The 18,915-nt window shown below is 63.1% G+C and carries 14 protein-coding genes; 12 read left to right on the top strand and 2 right to left on the bottom strand.

Going from position 1 to position 18,915, the window contains the following annotated elements:
• Window positions 1-174 precede the first annotated feature (174 nt).
• Together LOY35_RS19155 and LOY35_RS19150 are read right to left on the bottom strand one after the other, a co-directional pair.
• The gene (locus tag LOY35_RS19155; protein WP_258625711.1) at window positions 175-3,453 is read right to left on the bottom strand and encodes an EAL domain-containing protein; all 3,279 of its coding nucleotides are present in this window, start codon (window positions 3,451-3,453) and stop codon (window positions 175-177) included.
• Between the two features lie 67 nt (window positions 3,454-3,520).
• Window positions 3,521-4,411, bottom strand: a complete 891-nt coding sequence (locus tag LOY35_RS19150; RefSeq protein WP_258625709.1) for a LysR family transcriptional regulator — start codon at window positions 4,409-4,411, stop codon at window positions 3,521-3,523.
• A gap of 156 nt (window positions 4,412-4,567) precedes the next feature.
• Here LOY35_RS19150 and leuC point away from each other — a divergent pair, with 156 nt between their 5' ends.
• From leuC to LOY35_RS19090, 12 genes are all read left to right on the top strand, one after another.
• On the top strand, window positions 4,568-5,986 hold the full coding sequence (leuC, locus tag LOY35_RS19145; RefSeq protein WP_258625707.1) for a 3-isopropylmalate dehydratase large subunit: 1,419 nt from the start codon (window positions 4,568-4,570) through the stop codon (window positions 5,984-5,986).
• Between the two features lie 14 nt (window positions 5,987-6,000).
• Window positions 6,001-6,645: a 3-isopropylmalate dehydratase small subunit gene (leuD, locus tag LOY35_RS19140; RefSeq protein ID WP_041023754.1), complete on the top strand. Its 645-nt coding sequence runs from the start codon at window positions 6,001-6,003 to the stop codon at window positions 6,643-6,645.
• A gap of 137 nt (window positions 6,646-6,782) precedes the next feature.
• Entirely contained in the window at window positions 6,783-7,547 is a 765-nt protein-coding gene (locus tag LOY35_RS19135; RefSeq protein ID WP_258625705.1) for a class I SAM-dependent methyltransferase, read from the top strand.
• Window positions 7,548-7,610: 63 nt separating this feature from the next.
• Entirely contained in the window at window positions 7,611-8,693 is a 1,083-nt protein-coding gene (gene leuB, locus LOY35_RS19130) for a 3-isopropylmalate dehydrogenase (RefSeq protein ID WP_024779162.1), read from the top strand.
• Between the two features lie 54 nt (window positions 8,694-8,747).
• The gene (gene asd, locus LOY35_RS19125; RefSeq protein ID WP_258625703.1) at window positions 8,748-9,860 is read left to right on the top strand and encodes an aspartate-semialdehyde dehydrogenase; all 1,113 of its coding nucleotides are present in this window, start codon (window positions 8,748-8,750) and stop codon (window positions 9,858-9,860) included.
• A 267-nt stretch (window positions 9,861-10,127) separates the two neighbouring features.
• Entirely contained in the window at window positions 10,128-11,138 is a 1,011-nt protein-coding gene (locus tag LOY35_RS19120; protein ID WP_258625702.1) for an aspartate-semialdehyde dehydrogenase, read from the top strand.
• 210 nt (window positions 11,139-11,348) lie between these two features.
• Entirely contained in the window at window positions 11,349-13,955 is a 2,607-nt protein-coding gene (locus LOY35_RS19115) for a FimV/HubP family polar landmark protein (protein ID WP_258625700.1), read from the top strand.
• Window positions 13,956-14,246: 291 nt separating this feature from the next.
• Window positions 14,247-15,071, top strand: coding sequence for a tRNA pseudouridine(38-40) synthase TruA (gene truA / locus LOY35_RS19110; protein ID WP_258633679.1), 825 nt, complete (start codon window positions 14,247-14,249; stop codon window positions 15,069-15,071).
• Between the two features lie 62 nt (window positions 15,072-15,133).
• Entirely contained in the window at window positions 15,134-15,766 is a 633-nt protein-coding gene (locus LOY35_RS19105) for a phosphoribosylanthranilate isomerase (RefSeq protein ID WP_258625698.1), read from the top strand.
• Window positions 15,767-16,023: 257 nt separating this feature from the next.
• A complete protein-coding gene (accD, locus tag LOY35_RS19100) occupies window positions 16,024-16,944 on the top strand; it encodes an acetyl-CoA carboxylase, carboxyltransferase subunit beta (RefSeq protein WP_258625696.1) in 921 nt (306 codons plus the stop codon).
• The gene (folC, locus tag LOY35_RS19095) at window positions 16,941-18,248 is read left to right on the top strand and encodes a bifunctional tetrahydrofolate synthase/dihydrofolate synthase (RefSeq protein WP_258625694.1); all 1,308 of its coding nucleotides are present in this window, start codon (window positions 16,941-16,943) and stop codon (window positions 18,246-18,248) included. The genes accD and folC overlap by 4 nt, the downstream gene beginning before the upstream one ends.
• Window positions 18,232-18,903 carry an SPOR domain-containing protein gene (locus tag LOY35_RS19090; RefSeq protein ID WP_258625692.1) on the top strand — a complete coding sequence of 224 codons (672 nt, stop codon included), beginning with the start codon at window positions 18,232-18,234 and terminating at the stop codon, window positions 18,901-18,903. Before folC ends, LOY35_RS19090 begins: the two co-directional genes overlap by 17 nt.
• The last annotated feature ends 12 nt before the right edge of the window (window positions 18,904-18,915 follow it).

Raw genomic sequence — 18,915 nt, 5'->3', positions numbered from 1 at the left:
GAAAACTTTGTAAAACTCCATTGTGGCGAGGGGATTTATCCCCGCTGGGCTGTGCAGCAGCCCCATTAGACCGGTCCACCCTAGTCAGCCTGGCACACCGAGGTGGCAGGTTTTAGGGCTGCTTTGCAGCCCAGCGGGGATAAATCCCCTCGCCACAGAAAACAGCTGCGCTCGTTACGGCAACAACCGCTCAAACGCATCCAGCGGCAACGGCCGACTGTGCAGGTAGCCCTGGTACAGATGGCAGTCGAGGCCTTGCAGGAAGTGCAGTTGTTCCAGAGTTTCCACGCCTTCGGCAATCATTTCCAGGTTGAGGCTGCGGGCCATGGCGACGATGGCGCGGATGATCTCGGCGTCGTTGGGGTCGCTGGTGGCGTCGCGCACGAATGACTGGTCGATTTTTAGCGTATCCACCGGCAGACGCTTGAGGTAGGTCAGCGACGAATAACCGGTGCCAAAGTCGTCCATGGCGAAGCTCACCCCCAGTTTCTTGAGGCGGCGCATCTTGCCGATGGTGTCGTCCAGGTTCTGGATCACGATGCCTTCGGTGATTTCCAGTTTCAAAATGGTACAAGGCAGGCCGTGGATCGCGAGGCTGTTCTCGATGCGTTCGACAAAATCGCTCTGACGGAACTGGCGCGGGCTGATGTTCACGCACAGGCTGAACCGTTGCGGATCGATCTTGCCCTTGGCGATCAATTGCTTGAAGCCATCGCAGGCTTCATCAAGGATCCAGGTGCCCACTTCCAGGATCAACCCGCTGTCTTCCAGGACTTTGATGAACTCGCTGGGCGACTGGGCGCCCAGTTCGGGATGATGCCAGCGCACCAGTGCTTCGGCACCGACGATTCGGTTATCCCGGGCGTCGACCTGGGGTTGGAAATGCAGGCTGAACTCGTCGCGGGCCAGGGCCTGGCGCAGGTCGGTTTCCATGCGCAGCCGTTCACTGGCTGCCTTCTGCATGGTGGTGTGGAACATCTGCGAGGTGTTGCGCCCCGAATCCTTGGCGCGATAGAGCGCAATGTCGGCGCGCTTGAGCAGATCGGTTGGGGTGGAACCGTGGTCGGGAATCAGCGCCATGCCGATGCTGGGCGTGACCTGCAGTCGCTGGCCGTCGAGGAACATCGGTTCCGAAAGCAATTCGCGCAGGGTGTCGGCCAGCTTCTGCACCTGCTCGCTGACTTCATTGCGGGTGCCTTCCAGGCCGCTGAGCAGCACCACGAATTCGTCACCGCCCAACCGCGCGACGGTGTCCTCCAGGCGCACGCTGGCTTCCAGGCGCGCGGTGATGATTTTCAGCACGGTGTCACCCACCGGATGGCCCAGGGAATCGTTGATGTGCTTGAAGTGGTCAAGATCGAGGAACAGCAGCGCGCCCCGTAGATTATGGCGCTTGAGCAGGGCGATCTGTTGGCTCAGCCGGTCCATCAGCAAGGCCCGGTTGGGCAGGTTGGTCAGCGGGTCGTGATAGGCCAGGTGACGGATCTGGGCCTCGGCGTTGCGCAGCAGGCTCACGTCCCGGGCGGTCAGCAGCAGGCAGTCCGTCTCGTTGAGCGTAATTGGCTCAACCGACACCTCAACCGTGAGCATTTCCCCGCGCTTGTTGCGCCCGAGCATTTCCTGGTGATGCACGCGGCCCTTGAGTTGCAATTCGGCCAGCAGGGTTGCGCGCTGTTTTTCCTCGGCCCAGATGCCCACCTCGTACACTGTGTTCCCGATCACTTCGTCGGCGCGGTAGCCGGTCAGGCGGCAAAAGCCGTCGTTGACCTCAAGGTAGCGGCCGCTTTCGCGTTCGGTGATGGTGATGGCGTCAGGGCTGGAGTGGAACGCCTTGGCGAATTTTTCCTCGCTGGCCTTGAGGGCCGCTTCGGAGCGTTGTTGCTGGGTGATGTCCCGCAGGGTGGTGACGATGCAGGGCTGGTTGCTGACGTTGATCTGCCGGCTGGAGATTACGCAGGTCAGCGGCTGGCCATCCTTGTGATGGACGACAATGGCAACGTTGTTCAGCGATTGCTCGCGAATCACCCGTTCGATGCGTTGCAGGCTGTTGCCCGAAGCGTCCCAGAGGCCGATTTCATCGGCGCTGTGGCCGATCACGTCACTGGCGGACCAGCCGAAGGTCTGAGTGAAGCTGGAGTTGATCTCGAGGAAGCGGCTGCTGTCCTGATGGGTGACGCAGATCGGATCGGGGCTGACCTGGAACAGCGTGGCAAATTTTTCCTCCGACGCCGCCAGGCTCTGCTCGCGCTCCACCTGATCGGTGATGTCCAGCAGGGTTCCGGCCATGCGCTGTGGGCTGCCGTCGTCATTGCGGTAGAGGCGGGCGCGGCTCTCCAGGTAACGGGAGCTGCCATCCGGCAATTGCACGCGGTAGGTCAGTTGATAATTGCCCGCCGGGCCTTCGCGCAGGCTGCGATACGCATTGCGCATGTTGTTGCGCTCTTCATTGGGCACTCCCTCGAAAAACGCGTCGAACGACTCGTGGAACGGTTTGGGCTCCAGGCCATGGAGCTGCGCGGCACGGGCCGAGCCGTAGAGCATGCCGCTGGGGATGTGCCAGTCCCAGGTGCCCAGTTGTGCCGAGTCGAGGGCCAGGTCGAGGCGTTCCTGGCTGTCCTTGAGGGCCTGTTCGGCCAATTTGCGTTCCGTGGTGTCGAGAAACGTGCTCAGCAAATAGGGCTGGCCTTCAAGTTCGACCTTCTGCGCGCTGAGGATGCCGTTGTGGATCTGGCCGTTACTGGCGCGGAATTCCACTTCCATGCTCACCAGTTCGCCCTTGGCCTTGGTGGCCTCCACCAGTTTCGCCCGCTGGCTGGGGTCGACCCACAAGCCCAGCTCCAGGGTGGTACGGCCGATGACGTCGTGCACCGGCCAGCCGAACAGGCTTTCGAAATACTGGTTGGCTTCGCTGATCAGCCCATCCTCCTGGCGGGTCAGCAGGACCATGTTCGGGCAGAGATGAAAGAGCGTGGCGAAGCGCTTCTCCGAACTGCGCAAGGCCTGTTCGCGCTCGCGCTGGTGGGTGATCTCGCGGATGACCCCGATCATCCGCGGGCGCCCGTGCTTGTCGGGCGATACGCTGCCGCTGATTTCAAGCCAGTGCAGGCTGCCGTCGGGCCAGACAATACGATGGTGCATCGCCTGTTCCAGCGGCGCGCCGGCCACTGCCGCGTGAAAAGCGCGGACGGCCTTGGCCCGGTCTTCAGGCAAGAGCAGGTCCAGGTAGTCCACGTCCGCCGGAAGCGGCTGGCGCGGATCGAAGCCGAACAGCGCCTGGGTGCCCCTGGACCAACTGATCCGCCCGGTGTCGATGTCCCACGACCAGGCCCCCAGCCGTGCACCGTTCAGGGCGGCCAGTAACTGCGGCGCGCTGTCCCAACTTTGCTCGGACCGTTTCGGGTCAAGCGCCTGGATGCGCGGCAGGGGCGGAAGATGGTCGGCGGGTTTGGGCATTATCTAGCGAGCCTTGGGCAGTTGGGCGTTAAGCGCAGGCATTTCGGCTCTATAGGAGTAGCACAACCTATGCCTTTGTCCCTGGCAGATCGATTTGTGCGTCCAGTAAGGACATGAAAGCGCGCGCAGCATTCGACAGCGTCCGTTCAGTGTGCAAGATATAGCCTAGCTGGCGACTGAGTTGTATGCCCGGCAAAGGAATGCGCGCCACCTGATCGTCGAGCATGGTGCGCGGCAGGACGCTCCAGGCCAGGCCGATGGAGACCATCATCTTGATGGTTTCCAGATAATTCGTGCTCATGGCGATGTTCGGTGTCAGACCCTGGGCCTCGAACAGACGCCGGACGATATGATGGGTAAAAGTGTTGCCCCCCGGGAAAACCGCGGGGTGCAGGGCGATGTCCGCGAGGCTGACCGCGGGGTTGTCCAGCAGCGAATGTTCCGGTGCCACGACGAAATCCAGGGGGTCGTCCCAGACCGGTGTGGCGCGCATCAACGCGTGCGGTTCGGGGGCAAGGGTGATGACCGCCAGTTCCGCCCGGCCGTGGAGAATTTCCTCGTAGGCCACTTCCGAATCCAGAAACTGAATATCCAGCGCTACCTGTGGGTAACGTCGGGTGAACTCCCTCAACAAAGGCGGCAGGCGGTGCAGGCCGATGTGATGGCTGGTGGCGAGCGTCAGCCGTCCGGTGACTTCGCCGGTCAGGTTGGTCAGGGCGCGACGGGTGTCGTCCAGCACATTGAGGATCTGATAGGCCCGGGGCAGCAGGGCCCGACCGGCCTCGGTCAGGCCGGTTTCGCGGCCCAGCCGGTCGAACAGGCGGACGTTGAGCTGCTGTTCCAGCCCGGCGATACGCTTGCTGATGGCCGGCTGGGTCAGGTGCAGGTGTTCACCGGCGCCGGAGAAACTGCCCGTCTCGGCAATGGCGATAAAGGCGTTGAGGTTGGCGAGGTCCATGGCGGTCTCGATAGAATTCCTGTTGGTTATGCAAAGTATGAAAAATATGAATTTGAGTTATTTAATGTAGCCCCATAACATCAGCCTCACAAGCCAAAGGGTTATTGAGACACTCAAGATCCAGGGCATAGAAACAAGCTGATGAGGAACCGTCTGATGGCCGGCAAAACGCTCTACGACAAGCTCTGGGATTCGCATTTGGTCAAGCAGCGCGACGATGGCTCGGCGCTGATCTATATCGACCGTCACATCATCCACGAAGTGACCTCGCCGCAAGCCTTCGAAGGGCTGCGCCTGGCCGGGCGCAAGCCATGGCGGATCGATGCCAACATCGCGACCCCGGACCACAACGTGCCGACCACCCCGGAGCGCAAGGGCGGTATCGACGCCATTGTCGACCAGGTTTCGCGTTTGCAGGTCCAGACCCTCGATGACAACTGTGACGAATACGGCATCGTTGAATTCAAGATGAACGACGTGCGCCAGGGCATCGTCCATGTCATCGGCCCGGAGCAGGGCGCGACCTTGCCCGGCATGACCGTGGTCTGCGGCGACTCCCACACCTCCACCCACGGTGCCTTTGGTGCCCTGGCCCACGGCATCGGCACCTCCGAGGTCGAGCATGTGCTCGCCACCCAGTGCCTGGTGGCCAAGAAAATGAAGAACATGCTGGTGCGCGTCGAGGGCAAGCTGCCGTTCGGCGTGACGGCCAAGGACATCGTCCTGGCCGTGATCGGCAAGATCGGCACCGCTGGCGGTAACGGCCATGCCATCGAGTTCGCCGGCAGCGCGATCCGCGACCTGTCCGTCGAAGGCCGCATGACCATCTGCAACATGTCCATCGAGGCCGGTGCCCGCGTGGGCCTGGTGGCCGCCGATGAAAAGACCGTCGAATACGTCAAGGGTCGCCCATTCGCCCCGAAAGGCGCCGAGTGGGACCTGGCGGTCGAGGCCTGGAAAGACCTGGTGTCCGACGCCGATGCCAAGTTCGACACGGTGGTCGAGCTCGATGCGACCCAGATCAAGCCGCAGGTCAGCTGGGGTACGTCCCCTGAGATGGTCCTGGCGGTGGATCAGAACGTACCGGATCCGGCCAAGGAGATGGATCTGGTCAAGCGCGACTCCATCGTCCGCGCCCTGAAATACATGGGCTTGAAGGCGAACCAGGCGATCACCGACATTCAGCTCGACCGCGTGTTCATCGGTTCCTGCACCAACTCGCGGATCGAAGACCTGCGCGCCGCGGCGGTGATCGCCAAGGGCCGCAAGGTCGCGTCGACTATCAAGCAGGCCATCGTGGTGCCGGGCTCCGGCCTGGTGAAGGCCCAGGCCGAAGCGGAAGGGCTGGACAAGGTGTTCCTCGAGGCCGGTTTCGAGTGGCGCGAGCCAGGGTGCTCGATGTGCCTGGCGATGAACCCGGATCGCCTGGAGTCGGGCGAGCATTGCGCTTCCACTTCCAACCGTAACTTCGAAGGCCGTCAGGGCGCCGGTGGCCGTACCCACCTGGTCAGCCCGGCCATGGCCGCGGCGGCTGCCGTCAACGGCCGTTTCGTCGACGTTCGTGAATTGATCTGAAAGGAGAGCGCAGCATGAAAGCTTTTACCCAGCACACTGGTCTTGTCGCGCCTCTGGATCGTGCCAACGTCGACACCGACCAGATCATCCCCAAGCAGTTCTTGAAATCCATCAAGCGCACCGGCTTCGGTCCGAACCTGTTCGACGAATGGCGCTACCTGGATGTGGGCCAGCCCTACCAGGACAACTCGAAGCGGCCGCTGAACAAGGACTTCGTGCTCAACGCCGAGCGCTACCAGGGCGCCAGCGTGCTGCTGGCCCGGGAGAACTTCGGTTGCGGTTCGAGCCGCGAACACGCGCCATGGGCGCTTGAAGAGTACGGCTTCCGCAGCATCATCGCGCCGAGCTACGCCGATATCTTCTTCAACAACAGTTTCAAGAACGGTTTGCTGCCGATCATCCTCAGCGACGCTGAAGTGGACGAGCTGTTCCAGCAGGTCGAGGCCAACCCGGGTTATCAGCTGCAGATCGACCTTGCAGCCCAGACCGTGACCCGTCCCGACGGCAAGGTGCTGGGGTTCGAGATCGATGCGTTTCGCAAGCATTGCCTGCTCAACGGCCTGGACGACATCGGCCTGACCCTGCAGGACGGCGAGGCGATTGCCGCGTTCGAAGCCAAGCATCGGGCGAGCCAGCCCTGGTTGTTTCGCGAGGTTTGATTTCGCATAAGGCATGACGACGCCATCGCGAGCAGGCTCGCTCCCACATTGGATTTGCGGTGTATCCCAAACCCTGTGGGAGCGAGCCTGCTCACGAAGAGGCCAGCCCAGGCACTACAAAACCCTAAGGACATCCCATGACCAGCACCGCCCACAGCCAGGTTGTACAAAAGCAATTCGGTGAACAGGCTTCGGCTTATCTGAGCAGTGCCGTGCACGCCCAGGGCGCCGAGTTCGCGCTGCTACAGGCTGCGTTGGCTGGTCATGGCGATGCCCGGGTGCTGGATCTGGGTTGCGGCGCTGGTCACGTGAGTTTTCACGTGGCGCCGTTGGCCGGTGAAGTGGTGGCCTATGACCTGTCCCGGCAGATGCTCGATGTCGTGGCGACGGCGGCTGCGGAACGTGGGCTGGGCAATATCACCACTGTGTGCGGCGCCGCCGAGCGCCTGCCGTTCACCGATTCTGAGTTCGACTTCGTGTTCAGCCGCTATTCGGCGCATCATTGGGGCGACCTCGGTCTGGCCTTGCGGGAAGTGCGCCGGGTGCTCAAGCCGGGCGGCGTGGCGGCGTTCATTGATGTGCTGTCGCCGGGCATGCCGTTGCTGGACACCTACCTGCAAAGCGTCGAGGTGCTGCGCGACACCAGTCATGTGCGCGATTATTCGGCCGCCGAGTGGTTGCGTCAGGTCAGCGAGGCGGGGTTGCAGGTGAGCAGCACCTCTCGCCAGCGCCTGCGCCTGGAATACCGCTCCTGGGTCGAGCGCATGCGCACGCCCGAGGTGATGCGCGGGGCAATACTCGAGCTGCAACGCGCGATGGGCGATGAAGTGCGTGAATATTTCGAAATTGAGGCCGATGGTTCTTTCAGTACGGATGTACTGGTGCTGTGGGCCGAGCGATAGCCTTTTTCCTGGCCTGCCCGGAAGTAGAAAGCCTGGCGCGTCGGTACAACAAACGAGGAAAGCATGAGCAAGCAGATTCTGATTCTCCCAGGTGACGGCATTGGTCCGGAAATCATGGCCGAAGCGGTCAAGGTCCTGGAACTGGCGAATGACAAGTACGGCCTGGGTTTCGAACTCAGCCACGACGTGATCGGCGGCGCGGCCATCGACAAGCACGGCGTGCCCCTGGCCGATGAGACCCTGGACCGTGCCCGTGCAGCCGATGCCGTGCTGCTGGGGGCCGTGGGTGGCCCGAAATGGGACAAGATCGAGCGCGACATCCGCCCCGAGCGCGGCCTGCTGAAGATTCGCGCCCAACTGGGCCTGTTCGGCAACCTGCGTCCGGCGATCCTCTATCCGCAACTGGCCGACGCCTCGAGCCTGAAGCCGGAAATCGTTTCCGGCCTGGACATCCTCATCGTCCGTGAACTGACCGGCGGTATCTACTTCGGTGCCCCGCGCGGTACCCGTGAGTTGGATAATGGCGAGCGTCAGGCCTACGACACCCTGCCGTACAGCGAGAGCGAAATCCGCCGTATCGCCCGGGTCGGCTTCGACATGGCCCGCGTGCGTGGCAAGAAGCTGTGCTCGGTGGACAAGGCCAACGTGCTGGCATCCAGCCAACTGTGGCGCGAAGTGGTCGAGCAGGTGGCCAAGGATTACCCGGACGTCGAACTGAGCCACATGTACGTCGATAACGCGGCCATGCAACTGGTGCGCGCACCGAAGCAGTTCGATGTGATTGTCACTGACAACATGTTCGGCGACATCCTGTCCGACGAAGCGTCGATGCTCACCGGCTCCATCGGCATGCTGCCGTCGGCCTCCCTGGATGCCAACAACAAAGGCATGTACGAGCCGTGCCACGGTTCGGCGCCGGATATTGCCGGGCAGGGCATTGCCAACCCATTGGCGACCATCCTGTCGGTGTCGATGATGCTGCGCTACAGCTTCAACCTCACCGACGCCGCCGACGCCATTGAAAAGGCCGTCAGTGTGGTGTTGGACCAAGGTTTGCGCACCGGCGACATCTGGTCGGCCGGTTGTACCAAAGTCGGTACGCAGCAAATGGGCGACGCGGTAGTCGCCGCGCTGCGGAATCTGTAATCTCTCTGGTCCACCGCTTCGACGGTGGCCCACTTTTGTATAGGTGCAGTTGCGATGAAACGTGTAGGTCTGATCGGTTGGCGGGGCATGGTCGGTTCCGTGCTCATGCAGCGAATGCTGGAAGAGCAGGATTTCGATCTCATCGAGCCGGTGTTCTTCACCACTTCCAATGTCGGTGGCCAGGGCCCGTCCGTGGGCAAGGATACCGGTGCGCTCAAGGATGCCTACAGCATTGATGAGCTCAAGACCCTCGATGTGATCCTGACGTGCCAGGGTGGCGACTACACCAGCGAAGTCTTCCCGAAACTGCGCGAAGCCGGCTGGCAGGGCTACTGGATCGACGCCGCTTCCAGCCTGCGCATGCAGGACGACGCGGTGATCATCCTCGACCCGGTCAACCGCAAGGTCATCGACCAGCAACTGGACGCCGGCACCAAGAACTACATCGGCGGCAACTGCACCGTCAGCCTGATGCTGATGGGCCTGGGCGGCCTGTTCGAAGCCGGTCTGGTGGAGTGGATGAGCGCCATGACCTACCAGGCGGCTTCCGGTGCCGGCGCGCAGAACATGCGCGAGCTGATCAAGCAGATGGGCGCGACCCACGCGGCCGTCGCCGATGACCTGGCGAACCCGGCCAGCGCCATTCTGGACATCGACCGCAAGGTCGCCGAGGCGATGCGCAGCGATGCCTACCCGACCGAGAACTTCGGTGTGCCGCTGGCCGGCAGCCTGATTCCGTGGATCGACAAGGAACTGCCTAACGGCCAGAGCCGCGAAGAGTGGAAGGCCCAGGCCGAAACCAACAAGATCCTCGGTCGCTTCAAGAGCCCGATCCCGGTGGACGGCATTTGCGTGCGCATCGGCGCCATGCGCTGCCACAGCCAGGCGCTGACCATCAAGCTGAACAAGGACGTGCCGATCGCCGACATCGAAGGGCTGATCAGCCAGCACAACCCTTGGGTCAAGCTGGTGCCGAACAACCGCGAAACCAGCATGCAGGAGCTGAGCCCGACCAAGGTCACCGGTACCCTGAACGTGCCGGTGGGACGCCTGCGCAAGCTGAACATGGGCTCGCAGTTCGTCGGTGCCTTCACTGTCGGCGACCAACTGCTGTGGGGCGCGGCCGAACCGCTGCGGCGCATGCTGCGGATCCTGCTCGAGCGTTGATTGTCTTTGCTGTGTAAAGAACCCGTGCCTTGTGAGAGGTGCGGGTTTTTTTATGGGTAATGTGTGTCTGGGGAGATCGCCATCGCGAGCAAGCTATGCTCCCACAATGAAACTGTCACAGTAGGTTTTCAATGAGCACAGGGCTTGTGGGAGCAAGGCTTGCCCGCGATTTGGCCGGTGCAGTCAGCGCAAGAATTCCCTGCCAATTGCCTGCATACCAACCACCCGGTAAAGTGCCGCTCCCCACGTTTTACCTGAGGTAGACCCATGAGCCAGTCCTTTGACATTGCCGTGATCGGCGCCACCGGTACTGTCGGCGAAACCCTCGTCCAGATTCTCGAAGAGCGGGACTTCCCCGTCGGCAACCTGCACCTGCTGGCCAGCAGTGAATCGGCAGGCAGTTCGGTGATGTTCCGCAACAAAAACGTGCGGGTACGAGAAGTCGACGAGTTCGATTTCAGCAAAGTGCAACTGGTGTTCTTTGCGGCCGGTCCGGCGGTCACCCTGAGCTTCGCCCCGCGTGCCACCGCCGCCGGTTGCACGCTCATCGACCTGTCCGGTGCCCTGCCACCGGAACAGGCACCGCAGATCGTGCCGGAAGCCAACGCCCAGGTGCTGGCGGGCCTCGGCAAGCCGTTCCAGGTCAGCAGTCCGAGTGCGTCGGCCATCGCACTGGCCGTGGCGTTGGCCCCACTTCGCGAGTGCCTGGATGTGCAGCGCATCAGCCTGACCGCCAGCCTCGCCGTATCTGCCCAAGGCCGCGTCGCCGTGACCGAGTTGGCGCGCCAGACCGCCGAGTTGCTCAACGCCCGTCCACTGGAGCCGACTTTCTTCGACCGGCAAATGGCATTCAACCTGCTGGCCCAGGTCGGTACCCCGGATGAGCAAGGCCACACGCAACTGGAAAAACGTCTGGTGCGTGAGTTGCGCCAGGTGCTGGATCAACCTTTGTTAAAGATTTCCGTCACTTGCATTCAAGCCCCGGTGTTTTTCGGCGATAGCTTTAGCGTGACCGTGCAGTCTGCGAACGCTGTCGACCTGACGAAAGTCAACGCTGCCCTGGAAGCGGCCCCCGGCATCGAACTGGTGGAGGCGGGCGATTACCCGACACCGGTCGGCGATGCGGTGGGGCAGGATGTGGTGTATGTGGGGCGCGTGCGCGGTGGTATCGACGACCCGACGGAACTGAATATGTGGCTGACGACGGATAACGTGCGCAAGGGCGCGGCGCTCAACGCAGTGCAGGTGGCGGAGTTGTTGATAAAAGACCTGCTGTAAAAGATACTTGGCAACAATTTGTCGAATGATTCTAGCCGGGCGCTATGCTTGGCCTGGACGCTGAAGGCGAAAATCTCCCGCTAGGGACGTTCCCGGGCATGAGTAGAAACGATCGTGCGCCCCGTCCTTCGGGGCTGCGTGAAATGCCTAGCGGCAGCGACATCAATACCTTCTCGCTGGCCGAGGAATGTTCAAACAAAGGAAGAGGCTATGGTTCAAGTTCGCAAACTGGTGTTAGCAATAGCGGCCGCCTCGGCGCTGTCCTCCGGTATGGCGCAAGCGCTCGGGCTCGGGGAATTGACCCTGAAGTCGACGCCGAACCAGCCTCTGGTCGCGGAGATCGAGCTGCTCGATGTCCAGCAACTGACCGCTGCCGAAGTCGTACCGAGCCTGGCCTCGCCCGAGGATTTCGCCAAGGCCGGCGTACCCCGCCAGGCGTTTCTCAATGACCTGGCTTTCACTCCGGTGATCAACGCCAATGGCAAGAGTGTCCTGCGGGTGACGTCCAGCCGGCCGCTGTCCGAGCCGCTGGTCAAGTTCCTGGTACAGGTGATGTGGCCCAACGGCCGCCTGCTGCGTGACTACAGCGTACTGGTCGACCCGTCCAAGTTCTCGCCCCAGGCTGCCGAGGCTGCCCGACCGAAACCACCCCAGGTGGTGTCGACGCCGGTCACTGGCGCCACCAAGCCGTCCCAGTACACCACCACGCCGCGCGATACCCTCTGGGAAATCGCCGCCAAGGCCCGCAACGGCGGGTCGGTCCAGCAAACCATGCTGGCGATCCAGGCGCTGAACCCGCACGCTTTCATCAACGGCAATATCAACCTGCTCAAGACCGGCGAGGTCCTGCGCCTGCCGGACCCGGTCCAAAGCACCGCGTTGCCGCAACCCCAAGCCATCGCCGAAGTGGCTGCGCAGAACGCCGCCTGGCGCCAGGGGCGCCAAGGCCGTGCGACTGCGGCACCTGGTGGCCAGCAGCAACTGGACGCGACCAAGCGTGGCCAGGGCAAAGCCGCGCCGTCGCAGACCGCCGGCCGCGATAACCTGAGCCTGGTGACAGCGGAGTCTGCGAAGGCAGGCAAGGGTAAAGGCAAGGGGGCTGCCGGCGATGCCCAGGCCCTGAGCGACAAGCTCGCGGTCACCCAGGAAAGCCTCGACTCGGCTCGTCGTGACAACGAAGAATTGAAAAGCCGCATGGCGGACCTGCAGAGCCAGTTGGACAAGCTGCAGCGCCTGATCGAGCTGAAGAATAATCAACTGGCGAAGATGCAGGCCGAAGGTGCCGCAGTTCCGCCAGCCAACGAAGCAACGCCAGCGATGTCGGCGCAGTTGACGCCGGAGCCATCGGCACAAGTCCTTGCACCGGCACCGCAAGCCGCTCCCGAAGCGACGCCCGAAGCGACGCCACCGGCGGCTCCGGCCGAGACCCCGGCGGCATCCAGTGAACAGAAATACAACGACCTGCTGACCAACCCGATCCTGCTCGGCTTGATCGGTGGTGGTGCGTTGGTCCTGCTGTTGCTGCTGCTGTTGCTCGCCCGCCGCCGCAAGGCCCAGCAGGAAGCCGAGAAGCACTTGCGCATGGCCCGGGCCCTCGAGGAGGAGGCCGACTTCTCCCCGGAGCTCGATCTGCCCCCGAGCAGCTTCGAGGGCATTGAAGTACCGGCGCCAAGCGTAAAGCTCGACCCTAAGCCAGCCCCCGCGCCGGCACCCAAACCCGTTCCCCAGCCGGCCCCGGTGGTCGCGCCTGTGGTGGTTTCGCCGCCTATCGCCGCGCCATTGGTCGCCCCGGCTGCCGATCGCTTCGACGATGTGCTGGGCCAGGCCCAGGCCCATATCGATCGCGGTCGCTTGAACCAGGCGGCCGATCAGCTCGAACAGGGCATCAAGGCCGAGCCACAACGCAGCGACCTGCGTCTGAAATTGATGGAAGTCTACGGCCTGCAGGGCGACCGCGACGCGTTTGTCGCCCAGGAACGCCAATTGGTAGCCAATGGTGAAAACTTCGCCCAGGTCGAGCAGCTCAAGAGCCGCTTCCCGGCCATGGTGGTTGCCACCAGCGCGACCCTGGCCGCGGCGGCGGTGGCTGCCGAGCTGGACGCCCAGTACGTCAAGGAGTTGCTGGAAGAAACGCCGGCCACCAATGAAGAACTGGACAGTGCCTTCGACCTGAGTCTGGAGGACCTGGAAAACACACCGGCGGCGCCGGCCCCTGAGCCAGTGCCAGAGCTCGATGCGTTCCCGATGGACGACGATCTGAGCTTTGAATCGGTGCTCAAGCAGCAGACCGAAGCCAACGAAAGCCTGGACGATCTGTCGGAGTTCGACCTGGACCTGGGCGCCGATGCGCCGGCGCCAGCGCCGGCCCTGGACGACGAGGATTTCCTGCTGGACCTGGGCGACGATCTCAAGGGGCTGGACGAACCTGCAGCCGAGACCCCGGCCTTGCTCGACACCCCGGCCGACGATCTCGAGCTGCCGGCGGATTTCGATCTGTCCCTGGCCGACGAAATGGACGCGCCGAAGGATCCCTTCGAGTCCGAGCTGGATGATGTCAACGCCGAGCTGGATCGCCTGTCCGACAGCCTGGGCCAGCCATCCTTCACGGCGGAAGACGCCATGGCCAGTGCCGAAGACGAGCCGGACTTCGACTTCCTCAGCGGCACCGATGAAGTGGCGACCAAGCTCGACCTGGCCCAGGCCTACATCGACATGGGAGACCACGACGGTGCCCGGGATATCCTTGGTGAAGTCCTCAGCGAAGGCGATGCCACCCAGAAGAGCGAAGCGCAGGAGATGCTCGCGCGGCTGGCGTGAGACTTGGGTTCAGACGCAATCCTGTGGGAGCGGGCTTGCTCGCGAAGGCGGTGTGTCAGGCTGCATCAATGTTGGCTGTGCCACCGTTTCGCGAGCAAGCCCGCTCCCACAGGGTCTTGTGAGTGCCGCAAATCCCCTGTGGGAGCGAGCCTGCTCGCGATGAGGCCGGCACATCCAACACCGGATCGACGGTTGCACTGGCATCCCACCCCACCCGCCTTATAATGCCCGCCTTTGCGTACCTCAGCAGGCTGTAATTCCTTGGCAAACATAGACAACCCGGCTGCCGAAATGGCGGCTGACGGCTTTTTCCGGATCGCCTTGGGCGTGGAATACAAAGGTTCGCGTTATCGTGGCTGGCAGCGCCAGGCCTCCGGCGTCGCGACCGTGCAGGAAACCCTTGAAAACGCGCTGTCCAAAGTCGCCGATTCACCCGTGTCGCTGCACTGTGCCGGGCGCACCGATGCCGGTGTGCACGCCTGCGGCCAAGTGGTGCATTTCGACACCCAGGTCGAGCGTTCGATGAAGGCCTGGGTCATGGGGGCCAACATCAACCTGCCCCATGACGTCAGCGTCAGTTGGGCCAAGGTGATGCCGGCGCATTTCCACGCACGCTTCAAGGCCATCGCCCGGCGTTACCGCTATGTGATCTACAACGATCAGATCCGTCCGGCGCACCTGAACGAAGAAATCACCTGGAACCACCGTCCGCTGGATGTCGAGCGCATGGCCGAGGCCGCGCAGTACCTGGTCGGGGTTCACGATTTCAGCGCTTTTCGCGCCGGCCAGTGCCAAGCCAAGTCTCCGATCAAGGAGCTGCATCACCTGCGTGTGACCCGTCACGGCAAGATGATCGTGCTCGACATCCGCGCCAGTGCATTCCTGCATCACATGGTGCGCAACATCGCCGGCGTGCTGATGACCATCGGCGCCGGTGAGCGGCCGGTGGAGTGGATCAAGGAAGTGCTCGACAGCCGCATCCGCCGCTCCGGTGGCGTGACGGCGCATCCGTTTGGCTTGTACCTGGTACAGGTTGAATACCGCGACGAGTTCGAATTGCCGGAGCGTTACATCGGGCCACATTTCCTCACCGGCTTCTCGGAACTCGACGGCTGACGCCCTCCGCTGCATTTGCTACCATCCGGGACTTTCACGGATTTAGCTGGGGTTTTGACAACATGTCGGTCGTTCGCAGCAAGATTTGCGGGATCACCCGCGTTGAGGACGCGCTGGCAGCTGTCGAGGCCGGAGCCGATGCCATCGGGCTGGTGTTCTATGCCAAGAGCCCGCGGGCGGTGACCGTGCAGCAGGCGAGGGCGATCATCCAGGCCTTGCCGCCGTTCGTGACCCCGGTCGGCCTGTTCGTCAACGCCAGCCGTTGCGAGCTGGGCGAGATCCTCGATGCGGTACCGCTGGGCCTGTTGCAATTCCATGGCGACGAGAAGCCGGCCGACTGCGAAGGCTGGCATCGTCCCTACATCAAGGCACTGCGGGTCAAGGCGGGGGATGACATCGCGGCTGCATGCGAGACGTTCGCCAGCGCCAGCGGCATTTTGCTGGATACCTATGTGGAGGGCGTTCCAGGTGGGACCGGTGAAGCGTTCGACTGGTCGCTGGTGCCCCGGGGGCTGAGCAAACCGATCATCCTCGCCGGTGGCCTCACGGTTGACAACGTGGCCGAAGCGATTCGCCAGGTTCGTCCTTATGCGGTGGACGTGAGCGGCGGGGTGGAGCAGGGCAAGGGCATCAAGGATCCGGCGAAGATCCGGGCATTCATGGCCGCTGTGCGCAGCAGCCAGTCGCCAATGTGACGGCTGGCAGACTGCCGCCGTCCATACCTGCACTGTACACAGCAGGCAGGCGCCGCCTCCGGGCGGGCCGATAGCGTAGCGGCAACCGCGGTGCAGCGGTTGCAGGAATGGTTGAGAAAGGTTGGGCCGCACGCAGGTCATGTTTCGCGCTGACCGTGGTGGCCTTTCGGCCCTCGCCGCACAATGAATTTAGCTCAAGGGCATACGCGGGGCCGCGAACCAGAGCGTTCGGGCCGCCGGTACTGGAGAAAGAAAGCATGAGCAACTGGTTGGTAGACAAACTGATCCCCTCGATCATGCGTTCCGAGGTGAAGAAAAGCTCGGTGCCTGAAGGTCTGTGGCACAAATGTCCATCCTGCGAAGCGGTGCTGTACCGTCCCGAGCTGGAAAAGACCCTGGACGTTTGCCCCAAGTGCAATCACCACATGCGCATTGGCGCGCGTGCCCGTATCGATATTTTCCTGGACGCCGAAGGCCGTGTTGAGCTGGGTGCGGACCTGGAGCCCGTGGATCGCCTGAAATTCCGCGATGGCAAGAAGTACAAGGATCGCCTGACCGCGGCCCAGAAGCAGACCGGCGAAAAAGACGCCCTGGTGTCCATGAGCGGCACCCTGCTAGGCATGCCGGTGGTGGTCTCGGCCTTCGAGTTCTCGTTCATGGGCGGTTCCATGGGCGCCATCGTCGGTGAGCGCTTCGTTCGCGCCGCCAATTACGCCTTGGAAAACCGCTGCCCCATGATCTGCTTCGCCGCTTCCGGCGGTGCGCGGATGCAAGAGGCACTGATCTCGCTGATGCAGATGGCCAAGACCTCCGCCGTCCTGGCGCGTCTGCGTGAAGAAGGCCTGCCGTTCATCTCGGTGCTGACCGATCCGGTCTACGGCGGTGTCTCCGCCAGTCTGGCGATGCTGGGCGACGTGATCATCGGTGAGCCTAAAGCCCTGATCGGCTTCGCTGGCCCGCGGGTCATCGAGCAGACCGTGCGCGAAAAGCTGCCGGAAGGCTTCCAGCGCAGCGAGTTCCTGCTGGAGCACGGTGCCATCGACATGATCATCCATCGCCAGGAGCTGCGTCCGCGCCTGGGTAACCTGTTGGCTCAACTGATGGGCCTGCCGACGCCTCAGTACGTCGCCGCACCCATCGAGCCGATAGTGGTTCCGCCGGTGCCTGCCGGGCTATGACCGAACGCACCCTGGACGACTGGCTGGCCTACCTCGAGCAATTGCATCCATCCGCCATCGATATGGGGTTGGAGCGCTCGCAAGCGGTCATGTCCCGCATGGGGCTGGGCAAGCCGGCGCCCCGGGTCATCACCGTCACCGGCACCAACGGCAAGGGCTCGACCTGTGCCTTCGTGGCCTCACTGCTGCGGGCCCAGGGGTTGAGCGTCGGTGTCTACAGCTCGCCACACCTGCTGCGTTATAACGAGCGGGTGCAGGTCAACGGCGTCGAAGCCGCCGATGCCGAGCTGTGCGAGGCTTTCGCCGCGGTGGACGCCGGGCGGGGCGAGATTTCCCTCACGTACTTCGAGATGGGCACCCTGGCGGCCTTCTGGCTGTTCGCTCGTGCCGGCCTCGACGCCGTTGTGCTGGAAGTCGGCCTGGGCGGGCGGCTGGACACGGTCAACCTGGTGGATGCGGACATCGCATTGGTTACCAGCATCGGCGTGGACCATGCCGATTACCTGGGTGATACCCGCGACTCCGTGGCCTTCGAGAAGGCCGGCATCTTTCGTCAGGGCGCGCCTGCGCTCTGCGGTGATCTCAATCCTCCGCAACCGCTGCTGGACAAGGTCCGGGAACTGGCCTGTCCGTTCTTCCTGCGGGGACGGGATTTCGATCTGGCCATGACCGAGCAGCATTGGCAATGGCGCGGTAGCGATCTCCAGGGGCACCCGGTGGAGTTGCGCGACCTGCCGCTGCTGGATCTGCCTATGGAGAACGCCGCGCTGGCGCTCCAGGCCTACCTGCTGCTGGGTCTGCCGTGGGACGCCGGGCAGATCGTCAAGGCGTTGCAGGCGACTCGCGTTGTCGGTCGTCTCGATCGGCGCCAGTTCCAGTGGCAGGGCAAACGCCTGAACCTGTTGCTGGATGTCGGTCACAACCCCCATGCGGCACAGTACCTGGCCGAGCGCCTGGCGCGGCGGCCGGTGGCAGGGCGACGCCTGGCGGTGTTCGGCCTGCTGTCAGACAAGGATCTGGATGGCGTGGTCGAGGCGTTGGATGCTAGTGTCCAGCACTGGGCGGTAACGCCCCTGGATTCGCCGCGCTCACGTCCTGCAATTGAATTGCAGGCGGCCTTGCAGCGCCGTGGCGCTTCGGTGGATGCTTACGACAGCGTTGCTGCCGCACTGGAAGGGCAGTGCGCCGTGGCAACGGCCGATGACGAAATCCTGTTGTTCGGATCATTTTTTTGTGTTGCCGAGGCCCTGCAATGGCTGGCCCGGCGCTCCACGGAGGAAGCTGCAGATGGCATTGCTGGATAAGGCATACAAGCAGCGCATGGTGGGGGCCCTGGTATTGGTGGCCCTGGCGGTGATTTTCCTGCCGATGCTGTTTTCCCGTCAGGACGAGCAGCGCCAGGTCACGGTCGATGCACCTGCCGCGCCCCAGGCGCCATCGGTTCCGCCTGTGCAGGTCGAGCCGGTGACGGTGCCCGAGCCGCAGGCACTGCCCCAAGAGCCGGTCCCGAGCGACGAGGAACTGGCTGAGCAACCGGCCACGCCATCTGCACCGATCCCCGCGGCACCGGCTGTCCCGACCAAGCCCGCTGTCGCTCCGGCGCCAGCTCCTGTGCCGGCGACCCCGGCGGTCAAGCCCGCGCCGACCCAGCCGACCCAGCCGATCACCGCGGCACCGACCAAGCCGGACACCAGTCAAAGTCGCGTGGACGCCAATGGCCTGTCGGTCAGTTGGTCCGTGCAGCTGGCCAGCCTGAGCAGCCGCGAAAGCGCGGAAAACCTGCAGAAATCCCTGCGCAGTCAGGGCTACAATGCCTACATCCGTTCCGCCGATGGCAAGAATCGGGTGTTTGTCGGGCCGTTGATCGAGCGTGCCGAGGCCGACCGCCTGCGCGACCTGCTCGGTCGGCAGCAGAATCTCAAGGGTTTTGTGGTGCGTTTTCAGCCGGAACGCGGCTAAGCATCTGATTTC

The sequence above is a fragment of the Pseudomonas sp. B21-028 genome (assembly GCF_024749045.1).
In the GTDB taxonomy this organism is placed as follows: domain Bacteria; phylum Pseudomonadota; class Gammaproteobacteria; order Pseudomonadales; family Pseudomonadaceae; genus Aquipseudomonas.
The sequence above is the reverse complement of the archived record's forward strand: the minus strand, read 5'-3'. Positions and strand labels throughout refer to the sequence as shown.